Annotated in this window: 23 protein-coding genes; 13 read left to right on the top strand and 10 right to left on the bottom strand. The window is 59.4% G+C overall.

All coding sequences use genetic code 11. From position 1 onward, the window contains the following. Positions 1-30 precede the first annotated feature (30 nt). Positions 31-1,152, top strand: coding sequence for a Dyp-type peroxidase (locus tag HMPREF2787_RS08150; protein ID WP_070858967.1), 1,122 nt, complete (start codon positions 31-33; stop codon positions 1,150-1,152). A gap of 297 nt (positions 1,153-1,449) precedes the next feature. Here the strand turns inward: HMPREF2787_RS08150 and ppk2 are convergent, their stop codons facing one another. After that, positions 1,450-2,349, bottom strand: a complete 900-nt coding sequence (ppk2, locus tag HMPREF2787_RS08145) for a polyphosphate kinase 2 (RefSeq protein ID WP_005510168.1) — start codon at positions 2,347-2,349, stop codon at positions 1,450-1,452. Between the two features lie 154 nt (positions 2,350-2,503). On the opposite strand from ppk2, the gene HMPREF2787_RS08140 reads away from it, so the two are divergent. Next, the gene (locus HMPREF2787_RS08140) at positions 2,504-2,980 is read left to right on the top strand and encodes a DIP1984 family protein (protein WP_049190643.1); all 477 of its coding nucleotides are present in this window, start codon (positions 2,504-2,506) and stop codon (positions 2,978-2,980) included. A gap of 344 nt (positions 2,981-3,324) precedes the next feature. Here the strand turns inward: HMPREF2787_RS08140 and groL are convergent, their stop codons facing one another. Continuing rightward, positions 3,325-4,950: a chaperonin GroEL gene (groL, locus tag HMPREF2787_RS08135; protein ID WP_038626677.1), complete on the bottom strand. Its 1,626-nt coding sequence runs from the start codon at positions 4,948-4,950 to the stop codon at positions 3,325-3,327. 366 nt (positions 4,951-5,316) lie between these two features. Between groL and HMPREF2787_RS08130 the strand changes: the two genes are divergently transcribed. Continuing rightward, a complete protein-coding gene (locus tag HMPREF2787_RS08130; RefSeq protein ID WP_049171925.1) occupies positions 5,317-6,702 on the top strand; it encodes a dipeptidase in 1,386 nt (461 codons plus the stop codon). Positions 6,703-6,941: 239 nt separating this feature from the next. Continuing rightward, positions 6,942-7,496, top strand: coding sequence for a 2-isopropylmalate synthase (locus tag HMPREF2787_RS08125; protein WP_048731724.1), 555 nt, complete (start codon positions 6,942-6,944; stop codon positions 7,494-7,496). A 151-nt stretch (positions 7,497-7,647) separates the two neighbouring features. Here the strand turns inward: HMPREF2787_RS08125 and HMPREF2787_RS08120 are convergent, their stop codons facing one another. The 3 genes from HMPREF2787_RS08120 to HMPREF2787_RS08110 form a co-directional block, all read right to left on the bottom strand. Further along, a complete protein-coding gene (locus HMPREF2787_RS08120) occupies positions 7,648-8,859 on the bottom strand; it encodes an IS110 family RNA-guided transposase (RefSeq protein WP_070858966.1) in 1,212 nt (403 codons plus the stop codon). Between the two features lie 292 nt (positions 8,860-9,151). Then, a complete protein-coding gene (locus HMPREF2787_RS08115; protein WP_222865187.1) occupies positions 9,152-10,918 on the bottom strand; it encodes a metal ABC transporter solute-binding protein, Zn/Mn family in 1,767 nt (588 codons plus the stop codon). Further along, positions 10,915-11,724: a metal ABC transporter ATP-binding protein gene (locus HMPREF2787_RS08110; RefSeq protein WP_035006260.1), complete on the bottom strand. Its 810-nt coding sequence runs from the start codon at positions 11,722-11,724 to the stop codon at positions 10,915-10,917. Before HMPREF2787_RS08110 ends, HMPREF2787_RS08115 begins: the two co-directional genes overlap by 4 nt. 285 nt (positions 11,725-12,009) lie before the next feature. On the opposite strand from HMPREF2787_RS08110, the gene HMPREF2787_RS08105 reads away from it, so the two are divergent. The 6 genes from HMPREF2787_RS08105 to HMPREF2787_RS08080 are packed head-to-tail and all read left to right on the top strand — an operon-like array spanning position 12,010 to position 18,708. After that, positions 12,010-15,132: a Na+/H+ antiporter subunit A gene (locus tag HMPREF2787_RS08105; RefSeq protein ID WP_083326681.1), complete on the top strand. Its 3,123-nt coding sequence runs from the start codon at positions 12,010-12,012 to the stop codon at positions 15,130-15,132. Further along, a complete protein-coding gene (locus tag HMPREF2787_RS08100; RefSeq protein ID WP_016421505.1) occupies positions 15,129-15,644 on the top strand; it encodes a Na(+)/H(+) antiporter subunit C in 516 nt (171 codons plus the stop codon). The genes HMPREF2787_RS08105 and HMPREF2787_RS08100 overlap by 4 nt, the downstream gene beginning before the upstream one ends. Then, the gene (locus HMPREF2787_RS08095) at positions 15,634-17,340 is read left to right on the top strand and encodes a Na+/H+ antiporter subunit D (protein WP_070858964.1); all 1,707 of its coding nucleotides are present in this window, start codon (positions 15,634-15,636) and stop codon (positions 17,338-17,340) included. Before HMPREF2787_RS08100 ends, HMPREF2787_RS08095 begins: the two co-directional genes overlap by 11 nt. Then, a complete protein-coding gene (locus HMPREF2787_RS08090; protein ID WP_049189491.1) occupies positions 17,337-17,954 on the top strand; it encodes a Na+/H+ antiporter subunit E in 618 nt (205 codons plus the stop codon). Before HMPREF2787_RS08095 ends, HMPREF2787_RS08090 begins: the two co-directional genes overlap by 4 nt. Next, positions 17,951-18,361, top strand: a complete 411-nt coding sequence (locus HMPREF2787_RS08085; protein WP_049189490.1) for a monovalent cation/H+ antiporter complex subunit F — start codon at positions 17,951-17,953, stop codon at positions 18,359-18,361. The genes HMPREF2787_RS08090 and HMPREF2787_RS08085 overlap by 4 nt, the downstream gene beginning before the upstream one ends. Continuing rightward, a complete protein-coding gene (locus tag HMPREF2787_RS08080) occupies positions 18,358-18,708 on the top strand; it encodes a monovalent cation/H(+) antiporter subunit G (protein ID WP_016421509.1) in 351 nt (116 codons plus the stop codon). The genes HMPREF2787_RS08085 and HMPREF2787_RS08080 overlap by 4 nt, the downstream gene beginning before the upstream one ends. 122 nt (positions 18,709-18,830) lie before the next feature. On the opposite strand, the gene HMPREF2787_RS08075 is transcribed toward HMPREF2787_RS08080, so the two are convergent. From HMPREF2787_RS08075 to HMPREF2787_RS08060, 4 genes are all read right to left on the bottom strand, one after another. Beyond that, the gene (locus HMPREF2787_RS08075) at positions 18,831-20,054 is read right to left on the bottom strand and encodes a glutamate--cysteine ligase (protein ID WP_049189489.1); all 1,224 of its coding nucleotides are present in this window, start codon (positions 20,052-20,054) and stop codon (positions 18,831-18,833) included. Between the two features lie 17 nt (positions 20,055-20,071). Beyond that, positions 20,072-20,629, bottom strand: a complete 558-nt coding sequence (locus tag HMPREF2787_RS08070; protein WP_049189488.1) for a hypothetical protein — start codon at positions 20,627-20,629, stop codon at positions 20,072-20,074. 225 nt (positions 20,630-20,854) lie between these two features. Then, positions 20,855-21,709 carry a LytR C-terminal domain-containing protein gene (locus tag HMPREF2787_RS08065; RefSeq protein WP_246824249.1) on the bottom strand — a complete coding sequence of 285 codons (855 nt, stop codon included), beginning with the start codon at positions 21,707-21,709 and terminating at the stop codon, positions 20,855-20,857. Positions 21,710-21,751: 42 nt separating this feature from the next. Beyond that, positions 21,752-22,096, bottom strand: coding sequence for a DUF3263 domain-containing protein (locus HMPREF2787_RS08060; RefSeq protein WP_239272074.1), 345 nt, complete (start codon positions 22,094-22,096; stop codon positions 21,752-21,754). 197 nt (positions 22,097-22,293) lie between these two features. On the opposite strand from HMPREF2787_RS08060, the gene HMPREF2787_RS08055 reads away from it, so the two are divergent. Further along, positions 22,294-22,875, top strand: coding sequence for a peptide deformylase (locus HMPREF2787_RS08055; protein WP_069358948.1), 582 nt, complete (start codon positions 22,294-22,296; stop codon positions 22,873-22,875). A gap of 3 nt (positions 22,876-22,878) precedes the next feature. Further along, complete coding sequence (locus HMPREF2787_RS08050; protein ID WP_083326680.1) at positions 22,879-23,997, top strand: N-acetylglutamate synthase, CG3035 family; 1,119 nt, start codon at positions 22,879-22,881, stop codon at positions 23,995-23,997. Between the two features lie 47 nt (positions 23,998-24,044). On the opposite strand, the gene HMPREF2787_RS08045 is transcribed toward HMPREF2787_RS08050, so the two are convergent. Further along, positions 24,045-24,872, bottom strand: coding sequence for an RDD family protein (locus tag HMPREF2787_RS08045; RefSeq protein ID WP_246822265.1), 828 nt, complete (start codon positions 24,870-24,872; stop codon positions 24,045-24,047). Positions 24,873-25,006: 134 nt separating this feature from the next. Here HMPREF2787_RS08045 and HMPREF2787_RS08040 point away from each other — a divergent pair, with 134 nt between their 5' ends. After that, complete coding sequence (locus HMPREF2787_RS08040) at positions 25,007-25,804, top strand: exodeoxyribonuclease III (RefSeq protein WP_070858962.1); 798 nt, start codon at positions 25,007-25,009, stop codon at positions 25,802-25,804. Positions 25,805-26,037 lie beyond the last annotated feature (233 nt).

The following is a 26,037-nucleotide window of genomic DNA, read 5'->3' as shown; positions in this document are numbered from 1 at the left end:
CATTCCACCGCTTTCAAGGAGTGACCTCGATTGACACAGGCTTCCGAAACTTCCCTGAGGGGCGCCAAGATTCCGTTCGATGGCCCGGTCCAGTCAGGCGTTGAACAGCCCGGCCAAGCACATCTCCGCCTCGTCGCATTCGATTTGAAGGACGGCGTCGACGCAGCAGATCTGAAGGCACTGTTCTCCTCGCTTACCGACGTTGCCCGCCGCCTCACCCAAGGCCAGGACATCGAGGGGTATCTGGAACCGGAAATGGTTGCAGCCACTGCAAACCTGACCATTACCGCAGGTTTCGGTGAGCGCATCTTCGATGTCCTCGGCAAACCAGAGCGCAAGCCGGCTGGTCTGCACGATATCCCGTCATTCCAGCATGACATGCTCCGCCCTGAGTGGGGTCAGTCTGACTTCGCTCTGCAGTTGTGCGGTGATGATCTCGTCACCGTTTCGGCCGCGTCCCGTCTACTGGAAAAGAAGGCGGCTCCGTGGGCTCGCGTGAAGTGGTTCCAGAAGGGCTTTTCCTACGCCTGGGGTTCGCAGCCTCACGGCGCTACCCCACGCAACCCGCTGGGCCAGCTTGACGGCACCGTCAACCCGTCCACTCCGGAGGAATGGTCCGAACAGGTGTGGATTGACTCCAAGGACAAGGCGATTAACAACTCCTGCGTGATGGTTGTTCGCCGTATTGCGCTCGACTTGAACAGTTGGGATGAGCTCAGCACCGACGAACGCGCCATCGTTATCGGTCGTGACTTCCACACCGGCGCTCCTCTTTCCGGCGGCAATGACGAGTTCGATGAAGAGGACATGGATGCCGTCGACGACCAGGGCGAGTATCTCATCCACCGCCAGTCTCACTTGGCGCTTTCCCGTGAGCAGGATGGTCAGCCTGACGACGCCCTGCGTCGCCGCGCCTATGCCTACGAAGACCAACCCGGTGAGCCGGCCTTCCCGTTCGAAGGACCGAACGTTGGCCTGGTCTGGGTTGCATTCCAGAAGAACCCGGACAACCAGTTCAGCGCAATCCAGGCCCGTTTGGATCGCGGCGATTTGCTCAATGAGTGGAACCGTCACATCGGCTCCGCTGTGTATTGGATCGCCCCTGGCACTACCCCGGATTCCTACTGGGGGCAGGAGCTGATCGAGGGGTAACGGCTGCAGCTGGCGGCGAAAAACTGACTTGGCGGGCTAAGGCCTGACGGACTAAAAGCTGACGGGCTGCAAATGTGAAACTGACCTAGTTTATGACATTTTCGGGCCAATTTTCTGGCCGTTTTTGACATAAACTCAGTCACTAACTCGCATCGCCCCGGCGCTGCCAGCCATAAGGGCATCGCCCCGGCGTCGTCACACGCCGCTGCCAACCATAAGAAAACGCCCGCCGAGTGCCTGAGCACTCATGCGGGCGTTACCTCTAGACAAGAATTTTGTCAGTTACGAGCCACCGAATTAGTCACCAATCTGGTCGCGGCCACGCTTAACAATCTTCGGATCCGGAGTACCGACCAGCTCGTGGTCCTTCTCCGTGTACTCGAACTTGCTCAGCACATAACGCATCGCGTTGATGCGGGCACGCTTCTTGTCGTTGGACTTAATGGTAATCCACGGGGACTCATCGGTATCCGTGTAACGGAACTGCTCTTCCTTCGCGCGGGTGTAGTCACCCCAACGGTCCAGCGATGCGAGGTCCATCGGAGAGAGCTTCCACTGACGTACCGGGTCGACCTGGCGAATAGCGAAGCGAGTGCGCTGCTCCTTCTGGGTCACCGAGAACCACAGCTTGGTCAGCGAAATACCGGAGCCCAGAATCATGTTCTCCAGCATCGGAACCTCACGCAGGAACTCTGCATGCTGAGACTCAGTACAGAAACCCATCACGCGCTCAACGCCCGAACGGTTGTACCAAGAACGGTCGAAGAAGACGATTTCGCCAGCGCACGGAAAATGCTCAATATAGCGCTGGAAGTACCACGAGGTGGACTCACGCGGCGACGGCTTTTCCAGAGCCACAGTTCGAGCACCACGCGGATTCAGGTGCTCGTTAAAGCGCTTAATGGTACCGCCCTTACCAGCGGCGTCACGGCCTTCGAAGAGGATGATGTGCTTCTGACCAGTTTCCTTGGTCCAGTTCTGCCACTTCAGAAGCTCAATCTGCAGCTTCCTCTTAATAGACTCGTATTCCTTGCGCGTCATGCGCTCCTCGTACGGGTAGCCATCGCGCCAGGTATCAACCCGCTCACCGTCTGGAGTGACCAGTACCGGATCGTCCTCATCAGAATCATCGACGACGTAACCTTCGGTCTTCGCCAAATCGACGATGTGGAATTCCTCTTCATTCTTGTCAGCCATACCCCTTATCCTACTGAATTTCTCTACCACACGTCCCCCATGCGGGTGCCCTTACCTGCAATTTCCCAGCAGTTAACGTTCCGTCTTACCGAAATTGAGGGGGTGGGACTGCACGCAGCGACCGTCGATAAGCACTGCGCGTACAATAAATGCCATGTTGTTATCCGAGGCTCTTGCCGCACGATCCGAAGTTTCCGACCGGCTGGCTGAGATTAATCGCCGTCTCGCGCTGGTGGCGCAGGTGCAGGAAGGCGATACGCCTGATGAAGATCCGCAAGCGCTTATTGCCGAAGCCGAGCGTCTGATGGCGCGCTTCGAATGGCTGGTGCGCTCGATTAATGCCACGAATTCCGCTACTGCCTTCGAGGACGGAACGCTTAGCGACGCACTTGCGAAGCGCGACCACCTGCTAACACGGCGGCGGTTCTACACCTCCGCAGCCGATCAGGGCTCGGGTCGGCGGGATCGATACTCAGCTTCGGAGATTCGCTATGTCGCCACTGTGGATATCCGGTCGCTGCGCCAGAAAGCCGACAAGGCGGCGAAGGAATACCGGGACTTGGATACCCGTATTCAGCAGGCGAACTGGTCAACCGAGCTTATCGAGGCCGCGAATAAGCCGGCCGAATAGCAAAGTGGCAGGGTTCGGTAGCGAAACCAGAAGAATTTCACATTTTGATAAGTCGGTAGTTGCATCCAGATTGTCGGCGAGCGCGACGGCCTGTCTCTGGCCTTAAAGGGACACCTAAAGATCTCACCTGTACTGAGGCAGCAGGATTAATAACAGACAGTCCTCGTCATTGCGTACATGGGTACAGATCATCGGTTATTTTTCACTACCAAGCGCTGAGGCGTCTGATGCAACGAGGGTGGGTTCGGGGACTTAAAACTTTCTCAAGTTACACAGCAAAAAGCGCCGCTGAGGATTTCCCTCAGCGGCGCTTTTTAGGCTAACTCAAGCAGTCGGGACCTCTTTTAGAAGCCCATGCCGCCCATCTCGTCGCCACCCGGCATTGCCGGCATAGCCGGTTCCGGCTTGTCAGCGACAACAGCCTCGGTGGTCAGGAACAGAGCCGCAATGGAAGCGGCATTCTGCAGTGCGGAGCGGGTAACCTTCACCGGGTCGTTGATGCCAGCTTCCATCAGGTCGATGTACTCGCCGGTAGCAGCGTTCAGGCCTTCACCCTGCGGCAGGGAAGCAACCTTCTCGGTAACGACGCCGGCCTCGAAACCAGCGTTCAGAGCAATCTGGCGCAGCGGAGCTGCGAGAGCCGCACGCACGATGCGGACACCGGTTGCCTCGTCGCCGGTCAGACCCAGCTCGTCGTCAAGCACGTGCGAGACCTGCAGCAGTGCGGAACCGCCACCTGCGACGATGCCCTCTTCCACAGCAGCCTTTGCGTTACGGACGGCATCCTCAATGCGGTGCTTGCGCTCCTTGAGCTCGACCTCAGTTGCGGCGCCAGCCTTGATAACTGCAACACCGCCGGCGAGCTTAGCCAGGCGCTCCTGCAGCTTCTCCTTGTCGTAGTCGGAGTCGGAGTTCTCGATCTCAGCGCGGATCTGGTTGACGCGGCCCTCGATAGCGGACTGCTCGCCAGCGCCCTCGACGATAGTGGTCTCGTCCTTGGTGACGACCACCTTGCGAGCGCGACCCAGCAGCGGCAGGTCAGCGGTCTCGAGCGACAGGCCGACCTCCTCGGAGATGACCTGGCCATCGGTCAGGATAGCCATGTCCTGCAGCATTGCCTTACGACGGTCGCCGAAGCCCGGAGCCTTGACAGCGACAGACTTGAAGGTACCGCGGATCTTGTTGACGACCAGGGTGGACAGAGCCTCGCCCTCGACGTCCTCAGCAATGATCAGCAGCGGCTTGCCGGACTGCATGACCTTCTCCAGCAGCGGCAGCAGGTCCTTGATGTTGGAAATCTTGCCGGAAACCAGGAGGATGTACGGATCCTCCAGAACGGCCTCCTGGCGCTCCATGTCAGTGGCGAAGTAACCGGAGATGTAGCCCTTGTCGAAGCGCATACCCTCGGTCAGCTCCAGGTCGAGACCAAAGGTGTTGGCCTCTTCCACGGTAATGACGCCTTCCTTGCCGACCTTGTCCATAGCGGTGGCAATCAGCTCACCGATAGCCGGGTCAGCAGCGGAGATACCAGCGGTAGCAGCAATCTGCTCCTTGGTCTCAATGTCCTTAGCGGACTCCAGGAGCTTCTCGGTAACAGCCGTGACAGCCTTCTCGATGCCGCGCTTGATGCCCATCGGGTTGGAGCCAGCAGCAACGTTGCGCAGACCCTCGGAAACCAGAGCCTGAGCCAGAACGGTAGCGGTAGTAGTACCGTCACCAGCGACATCGTCGGTCTTCTTGGCAACTTCCTTGACCAGCTCAGCGCCGATCTTCTCGTAAGGATCCTCAAGTTCGATTTCACGTGCAATGGAGACACCGTCGTTGGTGATCAGCGGTGCGCCCCACTTGCGCTCGAGGACTACGTTGCGACCCTTCGGGCCCAGCGTAACCTTGACAGCGTCTGCCAGGGTGTTCAGACCCGTTTCGAGACCGCGGCGGGCCTCCTCGTCAAATGCAATCATCTTAGCCATGAGGTTTGAAGAATCCTCCGTCTATTTATGTGGCACTTACATTGGAAGTTGACCCAGGCGCCCGCGACGGCATGTGATTCGAGGGAAGCGCCGCCCTCTCCATCACCGGAGTCAACACTGTACTTTTTAACGACTTTGCAACACTTGTTTCAGCCTGCGCTGCAGTATGTGCTGCAGTTTGCTGCAACTCGCATACAACGCACACATACACAAGGTGTGAAGTTGTTTTTATTAGCACTCAATTAGAGCAAGTGCTAATTCACTTTTTTAGCACTCAACCCCATCGAGTGCAAGGTTAAGCGCCGCAACTCCCAACGCCAATACCACTCCCAACGTCATCATGGTTGTGCGCCTACACTGTCGCACATGAGCATTATTAATAAGGAACTCACGGACGCCCTGCGAGACCACATCTCCAGCCAACGCGAGACCATCCGCACCCAGCTGACCGAGCTGGTGGCTTTCCCTTCCGTACACGGCACCGAAGAAACCAAACAGGCTTGCATTGACGCAGCTCAGGCGGTTACCAAGATGTACGCAGAGCTGGGCATCGAACTGAAGGCGCACCACACCGTCGACGGCTCGATTGCACTGTCGGGTTTCGTCCCCGCGTCGTCGGAAAGCGCGAAGACCGTACTGCTCTACTCCCATTACGACGTCCAGCCGGCGGGCGACGAGTCCGCTTGGACCGCAGATCCGTGGACACTCGACGAGCGCGACGGTCGCTGGTACGGCCGCGGTACTGCCGACTGCAAGGGCAACGTGGTCATGCACCTGGCTGCGCTGCGCGCGCTGCGCGACGACGCTCTTGCGGGCCACGTCGACATGCCAAACATCAAACTCATCGTGGAGGGCTCCGAGGAGCGCGGGTCGGCGGGCCTGAACAACCTCATCGCCACACAGCCAGAGCTTTTCGACGCCGACGTCATCCTCATTGCGGATGTCGGCAATGCCGAGGTTGGCCAGCCGACGCTCGTGACCACTCTGCGCGGCACCGCCGATGTGGAAGTACGCGTCGATGCGCTGGAGCAGCCGGTTCACTCGGGCATGTTCGGCGGCGCAGCCCCGGATGCGCTGGCGGCACTGATTCGCATGCTCGACAGCCTGCGCGATGAAAATGGCTTTACTTCTATTGATGGACTGGACTGCTCGCAGCGGTGGGAGGGCCTGGACTACTCGCCAGAGACTTTCCGCGCTGACGCCGGCGTGCTCAATGGAGTGGGCCTGATTAGCAACGAGGACACTTCCGTCTCCGATCTGACCTGGGCGCGCCCGTCGGTGATTGTGACCGGCATCGACTGCCCACCGGCAACCAATGCTGTCAACGCGATTTCGTCGACCGCCATGGCGCACATTAACTTCCGCATCCCAGGCGGCGTTGATCCGGCTGAGGCGCAGGACGCGCTGGAAAATCACCTGCGCGCACATGCTCCGTGGGGCGTGAAGGTGACGGTCGAACGCGACGAGCTGGCTAACCCGTTCCGGGCCAACGTTGAGGGCAAGGTTGTGCAACTGGTCGCTGACAGCCTGTCGGCCGCCTATGGCAAGGAGACCGCAAGCATGGGCGAGGGCGCCTCAATTCCGCTGTGCGCCACCCTGCTGGACGCCGTACCAGGTGCTGACATCGCGCTTTACGGCGTGGAGGAGCCACAGGCTCGCATCCACTCGGCTGATGAATCGGTCGACCCGAACGAGATTCGCGACATCGCTATTGGCGAGGCGGTTTTCCTGGCCTCTGTCAACGGGATTTAACGGGGACAGCAAAGAATCCACCAAAGATATTGATTGAATGACTTGTGTCACATCTTTTACCTGTAGTAAGGTTCCACCCATGCAGCAGAACATTCTTATTCGAGTAGCGAAGGCTACGAACCCCGGTGGAGGCCGACAGGACTGACCCCTCCACACGGGGTCTCTGGCCGCAACTTCTCAAAGCACTTGGTTGGTCCGCCACTCACAGCAAAAGCAACTAAGCAAAGGACCAGAAAAGAATGTTTCCCACTCGCACCCAGAAGAACATGTCCACTTCGACGACGTTCACGGGCAAGCGCCCTTCGTTGGAGCACCAGGACGACGGCAATGTGCGAACTTATTCCGACGATCCATTTAGGGCTCGATTCGGACATCGCCTGCCTCGAGGCTTAAGGCAAGAAGCTCGTGGCATGAACTGGCAGAAGTTCAAGGACACCTACTCCCCCACGAGCGGCCCGGTTCAGATCAAGAATTTCGAGGCAACCCGCGGCACCCTGGGGCGCTGGAATTTCAACGCTGACTTAACACTGACCGACAAGGACGACCACACCCACACCTTCACCCAGGAGATTACCGCTATGGGGCCGGTGTCGGCTTGCACTAATCTGCTGGCTGATGCAGGTTACCGCGTGGAAATCGTGGAATTCCACCAGTTCGAAATCTTCGAAGCTACCGCTACCTTTGTCTATGCAGGTCACAACAATGACCATGTGTGGACCATGGGCTTCGGCCAGACTCCGGAGGCTTCCGTGCTCTCCGCTTTGGTCTGCGCTGCTAACCGCCTGCATGGGTAGGACGCGGATGCTGCTCGTTTAGTAAACGGGGGGTGTCCCTATGTTTTTGTCAAGTGCCAGACCGATGTTGACGAGCACAGTCTTGGGAGTAGTTTCTTAGGCGTGCCTAGGAGCCGGCCAGCGTGTGCTGGTCGGCTTCGTCTTTGGGGCTTTATGCGGCGACGGGGCGTGGCGGGATTTCGCGGAAGAACTCCTTGTTTTTCAGCATCGCGTAGATGACATTGCATCGGCGTCGTGCCAGGCAGATGACTGCTGCGTTGTGGCGTTTTCCTTCAGCGCGTTTGCGTTCGTAATACCGCCGTGACGGTTCGTGGCTGCGGATAACTGCGAATGCGGAGTAGAACAAGGCGTTTTTCAGTCGTTTATTGCCTGACCGTGCCGGGAATTCACCTCTGATCGACGAACCGGATCGTCTAGTCACGGGTGCTATTCCAGCATAAGCAGCTAAGTGGCCAGCACTAGCGAAGTCGGAGCCATCACCGATCGCAAGAAGGATCTGCGCTGCGGTCTTGATGCCGACTCCGGGCATACTCATCAAGACCTCACAAAGAGGGAAATCAGCGAGCATCTCTTCAACCTGCTCAGCAATGGTGTTTCGTTGCTCTTTGAGGGCCTGGATGTTTGCAGCCAGTTGAGGAATTACTAACTCGGCGGCATCGCTTCCAGGCACGGTGACTGTTTGAGCTTTCAGCGCTGTAAAAATGTCGTCTACCAGCGGGGTGGGGTCTTTACGTGTGCGCTTGATCATCCAGTTCAACACTCGTTGGTATCCGGCTCTTTTTAGCCCCTGCGGTCCCTTGTAATGGATCAATAATTCCAGGATCGGCGTGCGAGTCAGGGTGCTACCAGCAAAAACTCGTTCCAGGCTGGGGTAGATCTGGGTGAGGACACTGCGAAGCCGATTGACAGTGCGAGTGCAATCGCGGGCGATGTCATCATCGAAGCCGGACAGCATCTTTAGGACGGAGAGTACCTCATCATTGCGGTCGACGGCACGTAGCGTGTGGGGCATTGTGCGGGCGGTGTCGGCGATGATGAATGCGTCGCGTTTGTCTGTTTTTGCACGTCCCGGATAGAGATCTGCAGCTTTGCGCATCGCAAGACCTGGCAGGTATCCGACTTCGCAACCGCAGTCCCGGGCTACAGCAATCGGTAGTGCGCCGATGGTGTTGGGTTGGTCGACGATCACGAGCACGGTGCCAAGCTTCTGAAGCTGGTGAAAAACGCCTGCTAGTTCGGATTCGAGTTGAGGCAACGGTTTGTCGAAGACCTTGTTGCCATCACGGTCTAAGGCGCAGGCGTGGTGTTCAGATTTGCCGACGTCTAACCCAAGGAATATGTCGATGGAATGCTCCGGAGACATGATGAGCTCCTAGAAAACGAGATGGGTATGGCGTTGTTCCAGTCGCTGGTGTCATGACCTTCGTTGCAAGCACCCACGTTACAAAGAGACCTAGTTTAAAACTGGCCGTGTCCCTATCAGCTGTCATCGAAAGTCCTGGCACCCGGCGGCAACACCCCCCCGGATTATGGAAACTACAGGGCAGGTAAGCCATACCGGGACCAGCGACTATCCCCATTATCGGGGACACTCACAAGGTAACGGGAATGCGACCGGGGAAGCCCAACGCATGTGGGCCTCGAGCATTCGCGTTTTAGCGCTTCAGCCCCGCGATCATGGTCTTCAAGTTGCTGCGCAGGAAATCCTCGTAGGTTCCCGCGACCGTGCCCGGCTTGCCGAGCTCATCGGAGTGCAGTGGCTCGTCGAAGATCGGAATCCCGGCCTCCTTCGAGACGGTCTTCATGGGGCGCGTATCCACGTTCGACTCCACGAACAGGTGCTTCGGGCGCTTGTCCTTCAGCTGGCGCACGAGGTGTCCGATCTGCGCGGGGGAGCCGTTTTCATCCGTGTCGATCTGCCAGATATACAGCTGCTCCATGCCGTAGGTGTCGACCATGTATTGGAAGGCATGTTCACTGGCCACGAGCACACGATCCTCCTTCGGCAGCGCACCGATCTGCTCGCGGTAGTCGGCGTCGATGCTCTCCAGCATGGCCTTGTACTCCGCCCCCTTCTCCTCGATGTGCTCGGCACGCTCGGGCAGGGCCTCGGCCAGCGCCGCGGTCACGTTCTCGGCCATCGCGATGCCGACGGTCGGGTCCAGGAAGGCGTGCGGGTTGATCTCCTGATTGCCCTTTTCGTCCTTGAGGTACTTCGGTTCCACGCCCTTGGTGGCCTCGACCATCTGGGAATCGTCCAGGCCCGCGGTGTTTTTCAGTTTCGCGAGCCAGCCGTGCTCACCGCCCTCGAGGTTCAGCCCGTTGTAGAACAGCAGGTCGGCGTCGCTCGTCGCATCCAGGTCCGCGGGCAGGGGGTCGTAGTCGTGCGGGTCCGTGCCGGTCGGCACGAGGTTATGGACGTCCACCGCCTCGCCGCCGATCTCCTCCACCAGGTCCGCCAGCAGCGTGAAGGTGGTGACGACGTTCAGCTGCTCACCGTCTGCCTTCTCCTCCGTCGAGAAGGTCACGGCCCCGAACACGAGGGCACCGCCCACCAGGAGGGCCAACAGCGCGGCCAGTGGCTTATTGCCCAGCGAGCGAGCAATCAGTCCCTTGCCTGGCGCGAAGAGGAAAGCCAGCAGGAACAGCGCGCTGGCGGTCAGCACGATCGTCACGCCGGAGGACACGTTGTAGCTATAGCTCAGGAACAGCCCCACTACGGAGCTGAGCGCCGAGATCGCCACTGAAAGCCCGATCATCACTCCCAGCCGGTTCGTCAGCAGGTACGCCGCCGACGCCGGAGTGATCAGCAGGGAGACCACCAGGATCACGCCCACCGTCTGCAGGGAAATGACCGTCACCAGCGTGAGCACCACCATCAGCCCGTAGTGGATTGCCCGCACGGGCACGCCAGCCGACTGCGCCATGACGGGGTCGAAGGTGCTGAGCTTGAGCTCCTTGTAAAAGACCAGCGTGAGAATCAGCACGGCAGCGGCAATACCGATCGAGAGGTTGCGGTCGGCGTCCTGAACGGTCAGGACGTTGCCGAAGAGGATCTCCGTCAGATCCGTCGCCGTCTGCGCTTTCGCCATGAGCAGCACGCCGATCGCGAAGAAGGTGGAAAAGACGATGCCGATCGCCGAATCGTTCTTCACAGTGGAGCGTTCGCTGATCAGCCCGATCGCCAGTGTGGCGAGTAGACCCGCGACCACCGCCCCGAGGAAGAGGTTCGTGCCGAGCAGGTAGGAGGCCGCGACCCCCGGTAGTACGGCGTGCGAGATGGCGTCGCCGATCAGGGCCATGCCGCGCAGCACGATGAAGCTGCCGACGATGCCGCAGGCCACGCCCACGATCACCGAGGTGATCAGCGCTTTTTGCAGGTAGCCGTGGCTGAGTAGTGAGTCGAGGAACTCCGCGATCATGCTGTCTCCTCCTGGAGGGCTGCCTGCCGTGGCGTGGGGTGGGCTGGTGCTGACGGCTCGCGGATGACGAGCGCGCCGAAGGCCTTCTGCAGCACGTCGGGGACGAAGACCTCCTCGGTGGGACCCGCCGCGACGAGCTCGCCGTTGAGGACGATGAGGTCGTTGTAGTAGCCGCGCACCGTGTTCATGTCGTGGTGCACGACGACGACGTGCTTGCCCGCGTCCGCCATCTGCCGCAGCAGGGTCACGATCGTCTTCTCGCTGGGGACGTCGATGCCGACGAAGGGCTCGTCCAGGAAGATGTACTCCGCGTCCTGGACGATGGCGCGGGCAAAGAGGACGCGCTGGAACTGTCCGCCCGAGAGTTCGCTGATGTGGCGGTGGCGAAAGTCCCACATGTCGACGTCCTTGAGAGCCTGGGTGGCTGCTTCGCGTTCGGCCTTGCCGGGGCGGTGGAAAAGACCCAGGCGCGGGTAAGTGCCCATCAGGACGGTGTCGAAGACGCTGGTGGGGAAGTTGCGGTCGAGGTCAGAGCGCTGCTCGATATAAGCGATTGCGCGGCGCTGCTCGGCGGGGGCCTTGCCGTCGAGGGTGACGGGGTAGCCGGCAGGGGCGCCGGTGGGGCCTGTGCCGTGGACGTTGTGTTTGTCCAGGATCTGGAGCATCGCCTTCATGAGGGTGGATTTGCCTGAGCCGTTGGGTCCGATGATGCCGTGCATGCCGGGGGAGTCGAGGGTGAAGCTGATGTTCCGAATCGCGGTGTTCGCGCCGTAGCTCACGCTCAAGTTCTGGACGCTAATACTCATGGCAGCCAAGAATAGTGGTCAGTTCAATGAACCACCAAGTTCAATGTATTGACCTTTGGGGTGGGGTGGTGTTGGGGGGGGGCAGTAATGGCACTGATTTGGGGCTTGAGCAGTCAGCCGCTCAAGCCCCAAAAAATGCCCAACTTCCGCCCCCCACAACTCACCCCCAAATTTTCACTTTCCCAGAAACAATTGACCGTTTTCACACACTCGGTTAACACCGCTTCAAATGCTTAAGTCCCTAAAACGGGGTTGCATGAACTGGCGTGTTCCAATCATTATGGAATAGTGACTTCTCTCCTGTGCATCCTGTTCGTTACGGCAGCGCTTGCACCATGGACGATTAAGTGGCTCGGAACCCGCGGGTTCCTCGTACTCAGCCTCCCGCTGGCAGGCGGTGCCATCTACACCGGCACCCATCTCGTTCGCTTAGCTCTAGACAATGGCAACGGGGAAACTTCCGCACTCACGCAACCCGCCGTCACGCATTTTTCGTGGATGCCCATTATCCACTTGGATGTAAACCTGCGATTAGGTCCTATTGAATCGCTCTTCGGCACACTGGTTTTGACCATCGGCTTTCTCGTACTGGTGTATTGCTCCGGATACTTCGTCAATCCGCCGCCCGGAAAACGTCGCCGAATAGGCTCCTTCGCAGCCCAAATGGTTGCCTTCGCCGCAGCTATGTACGGCCTGGTCATCAGCGACAACATCATGCTGATGTTTGTCTTCTGGGAAATTACCTCGGTTCTTTCCTTCCTCCTGGTGGGCTACTATGCCGAGCGAGCTTCCTCCCGTCGCGCAGCAGGCCAGGCGCTCCTGGTCACGACACTGGGCGGGCTGATCATGCTGGTCGGTATCGTCCTGATGGGAGTGACCACCGGGTTCTGGAACTTCTCCGACCTCACAGCACCTGGCGCGCTGACCACATCGCAGCTGAACTCCACAGCAATCTCCACCGCCGCAATCCTGCTGGTCATCGGCGCACTTTCTAAATCCGCTATCGCGCCCTTCCACTTCTGGCTGCCCGGCGCAATGGCCGCTCCTACCCCGGTTTCTTCCTTCCTGCATTCGGCAGCGATGGTCAAAGCCGGTGTGTTCCTGGTCGCCCGACTTGCGCCAACTTTCAACGCCACCAACGCGTGGCAACCAATCATCATCCCGCTCGGCCTTTTGACCATGATTATGGGTGGCTGGATGGCTCTGCGCCAGAAGGATCTCAAGCTGATCATGGCGTATGGCACTGTCAGCCAGTTGGGATTCATCATCACGGTAGCGTCGATAGGCACGCGTGCGACGATGCTGGCGGCCCTGGCGCTGACTCTCGGCCACGCCATGTTCAAGGCCACTCTGTTTATGACGGCGGGAACGATTGACAGGCTGACTGGTACGCGCGATATCCGTAAGCTCTCTGGCCTGGGCAAGAAGTCGCCACAGTTGCTGGTGATTTCGATTCTCGCTGCCGCCTCGATGATGGGTGTGCCTCCGTTCTTCGGCTTTGTCGCGAAGGAAGCGGCGCTCGAGGCCACGCTCAATGCTGAACCACTGCACGGTATGCCGGCGGTGTTCACCACTATTGGCCTGGTCGTAGGCTCGATTCTGACCGTGGCGTACTCGCTCTACCTGCTACGTGCCGCGTTTGCGACCAAGCCCAGCACGCACGCCAGCGGCGGTGGCACTTCCCCCGCCGTCGCCGAGATGGATTCCCCGACCTGGGATCAGATTGGCCCGGCTTGGCTGTTGGCGCTGGCAGGTTTGGTTTTCGGTCTGATTCCGCGCGTCCTCGACTCGATTATCTCGCCCTACCTCACCAGCGCATTCCCGAATACGGAAGCAGAAACGCACCTGGCTCTCTGGCACGGCTTCACCCTCCCCCTGGCGCTGACAGCCACAATTCTGATCACAGGTGGCATCATGCACTGGCAGCGCAAACTGGTGCGTCAGCTGCAGTTTGAGCAGCCGGCTCTCGGTAGTGCCGATGCGCTTTACGACGGCATCCTGGACTTGGCCCGCCGTCTTTCTCTCCGTGCCACTGCTGCGACCCAGCGTGGTTCCCTTCCGTTGAATGAGGCGGTCATTTTGCTGACCCTCATCGTGCTGTCCATCGGTGCCTTGTTGCTCGGTGAGCGTGATGAGCTCCGAATGGAACTGTGGGACTCTGCACCGCAGGGCGCGGTCGCGTTGATTATGATCATCGCGGCTCTGGCCGCCACCCAACAGAAAAACAGGCTCTCCGGTGTCATCCTGGTAGGTGTGACCGGCTACGGCTTGGCCATTATCTTCGCCATGTACGGTGCACCTGATTTGGCTCTGACGCAGCTGCTGGTTGAGACGGTCTCAATGATTGTTTTCGTGTTGGTGCTGCGCACGCTCTCGCTGCGGGCACCGGCATCAAATCCGAGGTGGATACGACACCGTGCATGGCTGGCCATCGCAGTCGGTGTCACTGTCCCAGTGTTGGCCGCCTACGCTATGGGCTCCCGTCGTACTGAGCCAATCTCCGGCAACATTCCGCCGCTGGCTCACGACATTGGGCACGGCCAGAATGCGGTCAACGTACTTCTTGTCGATATCCGCGCCTGGGATACCTTCGGTGAAATCACCGTGCTGGTGATGGTGGCGCTGGGGATTACCTCGCTGGTATTCCGCACGCACACGATGCACATGCGCTCAAAGATTAAGCCACAGCGGAATCGTGCTCGCCGCAACACCCGCTGGTTGAACACCATCGATGAGTCCGGTGAAGCCGAGCGGTTGCGCTACCCAATCATGGTGCTGGTGGCATCGCGCGCGCTCTTCCCCGCCATGATGGTGGTTTCCATCTACCTCTTCTTCGCCGGCCACAACGATGTCGGTGGTGGCTTCGCAGGTGGCCTCGTGGCTGCGCTGGCACTGACCATGCGTTATCTCATCGGTGGGCATCGTGAACTGGCAGCAACTCTGCCAATTCCTACCGAGGTGCTTCTCGGCGGCGGTCTGCTGGTGTCGGCTCTTAGCGCCGTATGGCCACTGTTCGTGGGTTGGGCTCCGCTGACTTCCTGGTACGGCTCGCGGGAAATTCCGCTGCTCGGCGACGTCACCGTTGTCTCCCCTATGCTCTTTGACCTGGGTGTGTACATGATTGTCGTTGGCACGATTGTCTACATCCTGCGCAGTTTGGGCGGCGGCATCGATGCTCAGATAAACCTTCGCGCTGAGCGTGATCGTTCACGTCGTGTGAATCGAGCCGCACTCGGCCAGTCCCGCCAGCTGCGTAGCAAGTTGGCGGTGGCTAAGCCCGCAGGTGTTAAGTCCGCAGGCGTTAAACCTGCCGGCACTAAACCCGCAGGCACTGCCAACACAGCCACCTCGGAGGCCTCAGAACCGACAGCCCCAGCTAGGACCGAAGGAAAGGACACTCACCAGTGATTCTCAATTTTGTTCTGCTAGCTACTGTCGGCACGCTGATCGCCACAGGGGTGTACCTGTTCCTCGATCGTTCGTTGACCAGGATGCTCATGGGGCTGTTGCTGATGGGCAACGGTATCAACCTGCTCATCCTGCTTGGCTCTGGTGCACCAGGGCAACCACCGATCTGGGATAGAGAATCGCTAGTCAGCGATGCCCAGGCCGACTCGCTGCCTCAGGCCTTCATCCTCACCGCGATTGTTATCTCTATGGGCATGACCGCCTTCCTGCTGGCCCTGCTCTATCGCCAGCACCGCTACCACATCGGCGATCACGTGCAGGATGACCACGAAGACCGCAGTCTGGCACTGCGTCGCGCCAGCGACCCGTCGGCTGCTCCGGATCACGACAAGTCCGACGACCCCACCACCGGTCGTCCCACGGAGGCCGGAGATAACTTCGGTCCGGTCTGTTTCGAAAAGCCTGTTACCCCACCATCCAACACCCCAGGAGGTGACGACGATGACGACTGAGCAATTAATCCTGGCGCTAATCCCGCTTCCTATCATCGTCCCCGCCGCCACCGCCGCAATTGCTCTGCTGCTGGCACGTTTTCCCAAAGCACAGCAGGCGATCGCGCTGTTTTCACTCGGCAGCCTGCTGGGAGTCGCCAGCGCACTGGTGTATCTCATCTACGCGCACGGCATCCACACGGTCCAGGTGGGCGGCTGGGACGCACCAATCGGCATCACGCTCGTGGCCGACAACCTCGCCGTGCTGATGATTACCGTCTCTCAGCTGGTCCTCTTTGCCGTGATGTGGTTCGGCATCGGCCAGGGTATTAGCGATGGTGACGAAGATGAGCCGATCTCCGTCTTCGTTCCGACGTACATGTTGCTCAACATGGGCGTCTCGATGGCCTTCCTGGCTGGCGACCTGTTCAACATGTATGTCGGTTTCGAGGTTCTGCTCGTAGCCTCCTACGTGCTGCTCACGCTGGGGGCATCGTCGTCACGCACTCGCGCAGGCGTGTCGTATGTGATGGTCAACATGCTGTCCTCGATGGTGTTCCTGCTGGCGATTGGCCTGGTTTATCAAGCGGTCGGCACGGTGAACTTCGCGCATATTTCTCTGCGTATGGAGGACATCCCCGATGGCACCCGCACCGCGATCTTCGCCGTGCTGCTCGTCGCCTTCGCGGTGAAGGCAGCGGTGTTCCCGCTGTCGGCGTGGTTGCCAGACTCCTACCCCACCGCACCGTCGATGGTCACCGCGGTCTTCGCGGGTCTGCTGACGAAGGTGGGTGTCTACGCGATCATCCGCACGCGCAGTGTCGTCTTCCCCGACGGCAGGCTTGACGACGTCCTGATGTGGGCCGGCCTAGCGACAATGCTCATGGGCATTCTCGGCGCCATGGCCCAAAATGACATCAAACGTCTCTTGTCATTTACGCTGGTGTCCCACATCGGATACATGATCTTCGGTATTGCCGTCGGCAATACGCTGGGGCTCGGCGGCGCAATCTTCTACATCGTCCACCACATTCTGGTGCAGACGGCGTTGTTCCTGGTGGTCGGACTTATCGAACGCCAGGCGGGCTCCTCCTCCCTGCGCAGTCTCGGTGGCCTGGCCAAATCCTCGCCGCTGCTGGCGCTGCTATACCTCGTGCCCGCGCTCAACCTCGGTGGTATCCCACCGTTCTCGGGCTTCCTGGGCAAGGTCATGCTGATTGAGGCGGGTGCCCAAGACGGCTCCGCCACCGCGTGGATTCTGGTTGCGGGTTCGATTATCACTAGCCTGCTGACCCTCTACACCATGATTCTCGTCTGGTCGAAAGCCTTCTGGCGTGACCGTTCCGATGCCCCCGAGGGTGACACCGTGCTGGCGCAACCAGCTGCACTCCGGGAAAGGACGCAGATGGTCGCTATCGCAGAACGTGACGACGTCGGCCGGATGCCACTCGGCATGGTGATGCCGACGGCCCTACTGGTGATTGCCTCTGTGGGCGTGACTCTTCTGGCCGGACCGCTGTCTAATGTGGCTACCGAAGCGGCGAGCAACGTCGCGAATGTTGATGACTACCGCGCGGCAGTTCTCGGTATCGAATCGGCCGATGACAAGGGACTGGAGCAGCTGAAGAACCCAGGCCGCACCAAGAGCCCGTGGGAGTCGGACCCGGTGACCGAACATGCCACCAGCACGTTGGAAGGAGCAGGTGAAAGCTCATGAGTAAAGCTCGCGCCAAGGTGGCCGCAAAACGACCACCGCGTATTTCAATCCTGCTGTTCCTGTTCACGCTGATTATTTGGGTCATGCTGTGGGGCGAAGTGACATTTGCCAATGTACTTTCGGGAATCCTGGTAGCCACGTTGCTCAACCTCGCCATGCCTATCCCGCCAAACAGCGCGCTGGACATCAACTTCGGTGGCATGGTGCGACTGTTCGGTTCCTGGACAATCGACTTTGTGAAGGCCTCAATCAGTGTCTCCTGGCTGGCCATCCGACGAGCTGATCCACCACCGACGGCCATCATCAAGGTCCCTATGCGCACCAATGACGATATTTCGCTCACGACTGCAATGGCACTGATTAACTTGCAGCCGGGCGGAATCATCGTGGACATCGACAAGCGGGAAAAGACGCTGACCATGCACATTCTCGACGCGTCGTCGACGAGCAAGGTAGCCGAGCAAATCAACCAGCTGACTCGAATCGAGCGTCGGGTTATTCGGGCGTTTGAAAACCGCGATGTCAACGAGCAACCGACCAAGTCGGTGCCAAGTGACAACCAGGTGAGCAGCGACAAGAGCAGCGAGAAGAGCAGCGAAAGGAGTAGCCGATGAACCCGGAAGTTTTTAACACTCTGCTCGGAGTGGCTGCCGCAGGCTATTTCATTGCGGTGATGATTACCCTCGGGCACATGATTGCCGGTCCAAACTCGCTGGACCGCCTGGTGGCGCTGGAGTCGACGACTGCAATGCTGCAGGGCATGCTCGCTGCGTTCATGGCCTGGAGCTTGGACACTTCGGTGGTCTACCCAATGCTCATCATTGCGCTGCTCGGTTTCCTGTCTTCGCTGGCGGTCGCCAAGTTCCGTGTTCCGGATGACGGAAAGCAGCCCGCAAAGAGCTCCCGGAAGGGTGCGACGAAAGCAGCCGGAAAGGTCGCCACAAAGAAAACCGCACAGAAAGCGGCGCCTAAGGCAACACCGACAACGGCTCCGAAAACAGCGAAGGGAGAGTCCAAATGATTCTCGTGGCAGACATTATCGCCATCACACTGATTCTCACCGGAATGCTACTGTGCGTTGCAGCGTCCGTGGGATTGATACGCTTCCGCGACACCATCAGTCGGATGCACGCATCCTCCAAGCCACAAACACTGGGGCTAATTTTGACGCTGTCGGGCTCGCTTGTGCACGTCGCCACGCACGCGTCAGCTCACACAACTACTAGCAGTGACTTGGCTCTGTTGACCCTGATTATCCTGTTTGCTCTGGGTACATCGCCGATTGTTAGTAACCGCGTTGGCCACGAGGCGTTCAAGGAGAGGCTCGTCGACGAGGACAGCCTGGCCCGCGATGACAGCCGGGAATAACGAGAGGACAATGGCCTTAAGTTACTGGCTGAGTTTATGACAAAGTGACTAGGTTTATGCACCTCAAAAGTGCTATAAGCCTAGTCACTATTTTTGTCTAGGCACACACCGCTTAACGACGGCTAGTCGCTCACCTGCTCGTGGAAATCTGCAGGCGCTATCGGATGCCCGGCGCGCAGTTCCTGCACTGCAAGATCCACAGCGGCCCGCCACGGGGTGTGGCCAATGCGCTCTTCGTTCGCTCGTACGTCGTCCTCGGTAGCCATGGAAGGCAGCGCCCCGGCCGCATCCGCCACAGTGCGCTGACGCTCGTATGCCGCGCCCATTTCCACGATGTTGTTGATGAATTCCAGTTCGGCTCGGCAGCCCAGTTCGTCGGCAAGCGGGGCGAGCTGAACCACAAGCTCACGGAGTTCATCGCGAACCCACCGCTCGTCGGTATCGCGATTGACGATGACCAACGCGTCCATCCCGTAACGAGCGGCGCGCCACTTGTTTTCGGCGATGTGCCAGGACTGCAGTGACGGTAGTTCCTCGCCAGCCTCCCACATGCGGTCGTAGTAAACCGTCAGGCAGTGCGTCAATGCCACGATAGCGGCGAGTTCCTGCAGGTTAGAGGTGGCGTCGGCGACACGAATCTCAATGGTGCCGTACTTTGATGCCGGGCGGATGTCCAAGTGCATCGAGCCGGTGTGGTTGATGACGCCGGAGCGGGACTGGTCGTGCATGTAGGACTCCCACTCGGGCCACGTGTAAATCGCCGGCGGCTGACCCGCGGTGGGAAGCTGCTGGTAGAGCAGGCTTCGGTTGGAAGCGTAACCCATATCCTCGCCGTTCCAGGCCGGTGAGGAGGCAGACAGCGCCAACATGTGCGGCAGCTTCGTTGCCAGAGCCTGAATGATCGGCCAAACGCGTTCGGAGTCTTTAATGCCTACGTGGACGTGGACTCCCCAGATAATCATCTGGTTCCCCCACCACTGAGTGCGGTTGATAATTTCGGAGTAGTGCCCCTTGGCACTGACCTGCTGAGCAGTACCGCGGGCGAACGGATGCGAGCCCGATGACCACACATCCACCCCAACGCGGTCAGCGGCGTCGAGAACCATATCCAGCTGGCTTTGGAGCTCCGCTACGGCATCGGGCACGTTCATGTGCACACCGGTGACGAGCTCCACGGTGTTGGCGAGGAACTCGCGCTGGAGCCCATGCCCGGGATGCTCCGCATCGATGATGTCGAGCACCTCGGCGGCAGCGGGGGCGGTGTCGCGCGTTCGTCGGTCAACGAACGCCACTTCCCATTCCACTCCCAGAGATGGCTGCGCCGATCCGGAAAATTGCTCAGTCATACCGCTATTTTTTCACACTAGGAGTCGTTTTCCTCAGTGGGCTCCGTCCAGGTGACGGTTTTTGCGCAGGAGGCAAGGTCACCGTTGGAATCGACAAGCGCAACTGTGGTGAAACTGTCCTCGTCCACCTTGGACGGCACGTTCCAGACATCTGCATTCCGTTTGTCATCGACGTGCACTTCACCGATAACACCCAACCCCTCAGCTGCGGGACTGCCTATGCCACTGCAGCCAGATGCACCGCGCGCCTGCACTGTGTACTTACCCTTATCCAAGGTAGTGAACTGACCTTTTTCGTCGGAAAGACCCATCCACCCCTTGGCACTCATGACCTGGACAGTTGCCAGCATTTTCATTGATCCGTCGTCGTTTGTGCGGATGAAGTTATAGGCGCTGACTCGCTCGGTCAGCTTCGGTGCAGCCGGATCTACGCTCACTGGCGCAGTGCTTGACGACGCGTCCGCGTTCCCGTCCTTGTTGCTGCTGGATTCAACCCCTGAGCAGGAAACCAACAGTGTTGCAGCACAACCCAACGCGGTGGCGACAGCAACGCGACGACGCATTACGGCGAACATAAAAACCTCACAGACCTCACTGGCTACTAGCAGAATACTAGTACCCCTTTTTCAGCCGTGATCTGTTTGAGACTGCAAAATATGCAAAAGCCCCGCCTAAGCCATGAAATGTGTGGCTTACGCGGGGCTTGGGAAGCTATGGGGGGGGCTTCGTACCACGGCGGCAGGTCTTGACGCCTAGGCCGCAGACCTTAGTGAGAGACCGAAGTCCGGTGGGCCGGGAGTCTAGTGAGCCGGGTCAGTGGCGACCACGACGATTCCCGCCGGAGCGTCCCGGAGACGGTCATCGCGAGGTGCGGCTTCCCAACCGTTGTCGTGCGCGATCTGCTCAGCAGCGGCCTTTTCCTCTTCGTTCCTCGGGTCGAAGTAGACGGTGGTCTTCTCCCACACACCCATCTTCTCTTCAGGAGCGTTGCCGGTCTCGCCGGCACCCCAGCCCTGCTCACCCATCTGCTTGGACAGGTCATCGGCAAGGCCCACGACCTCAGAGTTGTTCAGGACACTGACCTTGACAGTCTTGCGGTCAATCTGTGGCCCTTCGTTGGCCTCATCCTGTGCCGGCGGATTCTCCGCGGGAGGAACCGGTTTGCCTGGCTCGTTTGCCGGCGGCGGCAGGACCTCGCCGTCACCATCTCCAGCAGCACCATCCTTTGCCGGATCACTGCCGTTGGCCGAGTCAGCAGGCGCACCAGAGTCCGCCGGAGCGGATGCCGAGGTGTCATTCTGGCCGGTGTTCTCAGCATCGTCGCCACGCGTGCTGAGTGCGTAGGCACCGTAGGCGACCAGGCACACGCCGATAGCGAGCAGCACGATAGCGAGAACGCGCATGTAGCGGCCATCACCGGCACCGTCGCCGATGTCGCCGTCATCAGCACCATCAGCAGCTGCGGAATTGCTAGCAGCAGCCCTCGAGCCAGCACCGGTAGTGGCGGCAGCGGTAGCACCAGCAGCGACTGCGCCAGCGGCCGGAGCCTCCGCGTAATCGCTGTACTCATCGAAGTCGTCGTAGTCGTCATCGAGTCGATGACGGCCCGGACGCGGCGAATTCTGAGGGTTTAGTTGGTCAGACACATCCCACATCCTATATGTTCTGCCGCCGAACCGTGAAGTGAAGCTTGAACCTTACGCGTCTTGGTTGTCCCGCACGGCGCGCAGCCGATGAACCAACACGGGTTCGGCAGCTTCGGCTGCCGGAGAGTCGAGAAGTCGCGAAAGTACCTGGTGGTAGCGGATTGTGTTGTTTCCAAAGTCCTCGGCAAAGCGACGCCGAATTGCCTCCTGCCGCGCACCGGCCATACGCGGTCCGCGGCGGGCAACTTTCAGCCATTCTTTCTCAAAATCCAGCATTTTCTGAGCCAAAACGGGTTCAATGCCGCTGGTATCACCCACGAGTCCGAGATGTTCGGATGAGTCAAGCCGCCGCTCGGCCTCAGGTTCGTGGCTGCCACCTATGGGCTTCTTGCTCACCACTTTCCGCACCCCGCTTTCCTTCTCACTCGCGCTGACCCTCTATTCTGCACGACACTGCCTATGCAGATACTTAGTGAAGATACATAGTAAGGCCCAGCCCCCCACCTCACCTACGCCCCACCTACAACTCCCTGACACAACTCGGACATCACCAGGCGATTTAGAAAACATGGACGCCGAGTAGAATCAGCGACATGACTATCCGTCCCATTGTGATTGCCGGAGACCCCGTTCTCCACACTCCTACCCAGCCGGTGACCGAGGATGTCTCCGAGCTGCGTGAGCTCATCGAGGACATGTACGAAACCATGGACCGCGCCCACGGTGTGGGGCTGGCTGCCAACCAGGTGGGTGTCGGCAAGCGGCTGTTCGTCTACAACTGCCCCGATGACGACGATGTCTGGCACCGCGGCTGCGTCATCAATCCGGTGCTGACCACCAGTGAAATCCCGAAGACCATGCCTAACGACGACGGCTCCGATGACGAGGGTTGCCTCTCTGTGCCCGGCCTGTCCTTCCCCACCAACCGCGCGGAGAAGGCTGTCGTCACTGGCCTGGATGAAAACGGCGAAGAGGTCCGCATCGAGGCCACCGGATTCTTCGCCCGCTGCATGCAGCACGAGGTCGGCCACCTGGATGGGTTCCTCTACACCGACTGCCTCACCGGTCGTTGGAAGCGCATGGCCAAGAAGGAAATCAAGCGCGCCGGTTGGACCGAGGGCGGCCTGACCTGGATGCCGGGCGTGGATCCGGATCCGTTCGGCCACGAGGATTAGATCGTGGCGGATAGGCAATTGGAGTCGTCGGCAAGCGAAAATGCAGCACAGAAGCTCCCGATTTCCCGCTGGGGTGTCGGTGAAGTGGCGGTGGGACGTCGTGTCATTGTGCGGCGCGCGCTAACCGATGAAGAGGCGCTGGCCAGCGGCAAGAAGACTACGGACGTCATTGGGCACGTGCTCAGCATGGATCCGTTCGTCGTGCGACCGCAGGTTCGTGCTGGCGTGCGTGCCGACGAGTCCGTGGCAGCGGTGGACTTTAGCGATAAGCACATTTTGATTGTGAAGGCCCTGCCGGATCATCCGGTGCGCAATTCGGATATTCGCGCCGTGGAAACTGCGACAGCGAAGGCCTTCCCGGGTATCGCGCACGTGGTGGAGTCGGGCTGGCTGCTGCGTGCGGGCGACGGCATCACGGAGCGTTCCAACTCCGCACTGCCGCTCGAGCCCGGAGCCAGCACTCAGCCGGTGCCGCTGGAGAAAATTAAGTCGTTTTACGATTCCCATGATTTGCCGGTGCGGATTGCGGTTCCGGATCGGATCGCCAAGCCTGCACAGGCACTGGTCGCAGGGCCGGAGTGGACGGTCGGGCCGGACATTGTGGTTATGACGCGCTCCCTCGATGGGGACTTGCCGCCCGCTGAATTGGCAACTGAACCGAACAGCGCCGAGTTGGCAGACGTGCAGGTGGACATCGCTGATCAGCCTGACGACGATTGGCTGGAGCTCTACCACTTCCGCGGCACTACACTGCCCGAGCATGCGCTGCAGTTCCTGCGCAATGAAATTGATGGCCGCATGTGTTTCGGTCGGCTCCAAGTCCCTGATGACAGTGCGTCTGAGGGCATGCGCACGGTAGCAATTACGCGCGGCACGCTGACCGAATCGGAGGACGGCCGCGTGTGGCTCGGATTCTCTGCCGTGGAAGTCGCAGCCGATATGCGCCGCCGAGGGCTAGGCACCCTACTGGGAATTCAGATGATGCACTGGGGTGCGCAGCACGGGGCAGATTCTGCATATCTGCAGGTATTGGGCTCGAATGAGGCTGGCATTGCGCTGTACCGGACGCTCGGTTTTACCGAGCACCACCGGCACCGATATGCGGAGTTGACAGGGGCTTAGGGGCCGGGGGCTTACGTTTCGGCCCTGCCCTGCTCGCCCTAATCGCCCTACTTCCCGCGCTTAACCCGTTTAGTCCGCTTCAGCTGGTTGCCCTGCTGCTCTTTGCTGCCCATGCGATTGTCCATGCGGCGCTGTCCGCGCTGCCGCTCGCGCGTCTCCGGCTTTTCCACCACTCGAGTGCGAACCGAGAGTTCATGACGACCTCTCCCCAGCGGATCGCGTGAGGCAGCCATCGCAATCCAGCCAGCCAGGCCCGCAGAGACAAACCAACCGGCGACCGGAATCATCGACGGCAGAATCCAGGCATTGCGCACAAAACCATCGCGGGCTGAAACTGGCATCCCGTGTGCACCTTCAATTTTCATGCCCATGGCGTGCTTACCCGGAGAACCGTCGAAGATGGAGTCTCCCACCACGCGGTAGAGGTAAAAACCACCGGGACCGAGGAAGAGGCTGATCAGCATCACCATTACGCCGCTGTCGGATGTCCCCGCGATGCTAGCGAGAACTGCAATAGAGGCAATCAACGCAGTGTAGATGACAGAATCCACCAGCAGCGCACCACCACGACGCACCACAGGGGCATTGGCCAGATTGGGGTCGAAGCCCAGGTGTACTGCCATTTGAGCGGTCAGCGGTGCAACTTTGGGGTTAGTGCTGAGCTCACCGAAGGAAGACACCCCGTAGCTAGCGGGGTACCCGCTCTCGTAGCCGACCGGAATGTTTGCTACCGGATATGGCACTTCCTGATACGGCATTGCCGCACCGTACGCCGCATATGCGTCGTGCTCCCGATAAGCATTCCTGCCACTACTACTCAGGTAATCCGCCGGACTGTACTCGCCGCCGTAACGGCGATCGTCCCAGTTAGCCAACCTCGAAACTCCCTTTCCTACCGGGCTTCCGCCCACCTAGTCCGCTTTTGTCCGCCTATTTCGTCACTGCTTTATTCAACGCATGAGGCCGCCGTTTCGTTCCCCTTTTACAATCCCCTTTTACAATCGTTGATATGCGAATCTGTGTCTGGAACGTCAATTCGGCTCGAACCCGCCTCGACCGAATTGTGGAAATGCTGCGCCGGAATAACATTGATGTCCTGGCCGTCCAGGAAACCAAGTGCAGGGACGACCAATTCCCCACCGCTGCTTTTGAAGAGCTGGGATACCAAGTCGCCCACCACGGCCTGAATCAGTGGAATGGCGTTGCCATCATCTCCCGCGTCGGCCTTGAGGACATCCAGGCAGGGTTCCCCGGTCAGCCCGGTTTCAACAAGGACCCCGACGCAACTCCCGCATTGGAGGCCCGCCATATCGCTGCTACCTGCGGTGGCGTGCGCGTCCACAGCCTCTACATCCCGAACGGCCGCGACATCACCGACCCGCACTTCGAGTACAAGCTCGAATTTTTGGAGCGGCTCCGTCAGCACATCATCGCCACGCTTGACGACGACCCGGAGGCCACCTTCATGATGGGCGGCGACTTCAACATCGCCCCGACCGACGGCGATGTCTGGTCAATGGCGGCCTTCGCGGGGAAAACACATGTCACACCACCTGAACGCGCAGCCTTCTATGCGCTGGAGCAGGCGGGCATGAAGGAGGTAACTCGCCAATTCACCCCAAACCAGTGGACCTACTGGGATTACAAAGCTGGCCGCTTTTTCAAAGATGAGGGCATGCGCATCGACTTCCAGCTCGCCTCCCCCGCCCTCGCGGCAAAGGCGTCCGCCGGATTCATCGACATCGAAGAGCGTCAGGGCAAAGGCGCATCCGACCATGCTCCGGTGATTGTGGATTACGAAGTGTAGATAAACGCGGCGGAAAACCGCGTAGGCCTAGTTCCTTCTAGGGGGTGTCGCTGGGGCCGTCGTAAAGCGGAGTTCTTGCTGCCAGCCCCTAAAATCAGGGGCAGAAATGGGCGATAAAGCACCCGCACAACACTTATGAGCCTAACTTTTTGTTCAATCTACAAATTTTCACCACAGAAAGTTATTTCGACGATATAAGGTGTTTATTCAGAACATCAATTCATTACGTCGGG

It is taken from the genome of Corynebacterium sp. HMSC061H03 (genome assembly GCF_001838215.1).
GTDB classification, from domain to species: domain Bacteria; phylum Actinomycetota; class Actinomycetes; order Mycobacteriales; family Mycobacteriaceae; genus Corynebacterium; species Corynebacterium jeikeium_D.
Note: the sequence above shows the minus strand (reverse complement) of the source record. Positions and strands in the feature narration are given on the sequence as shown.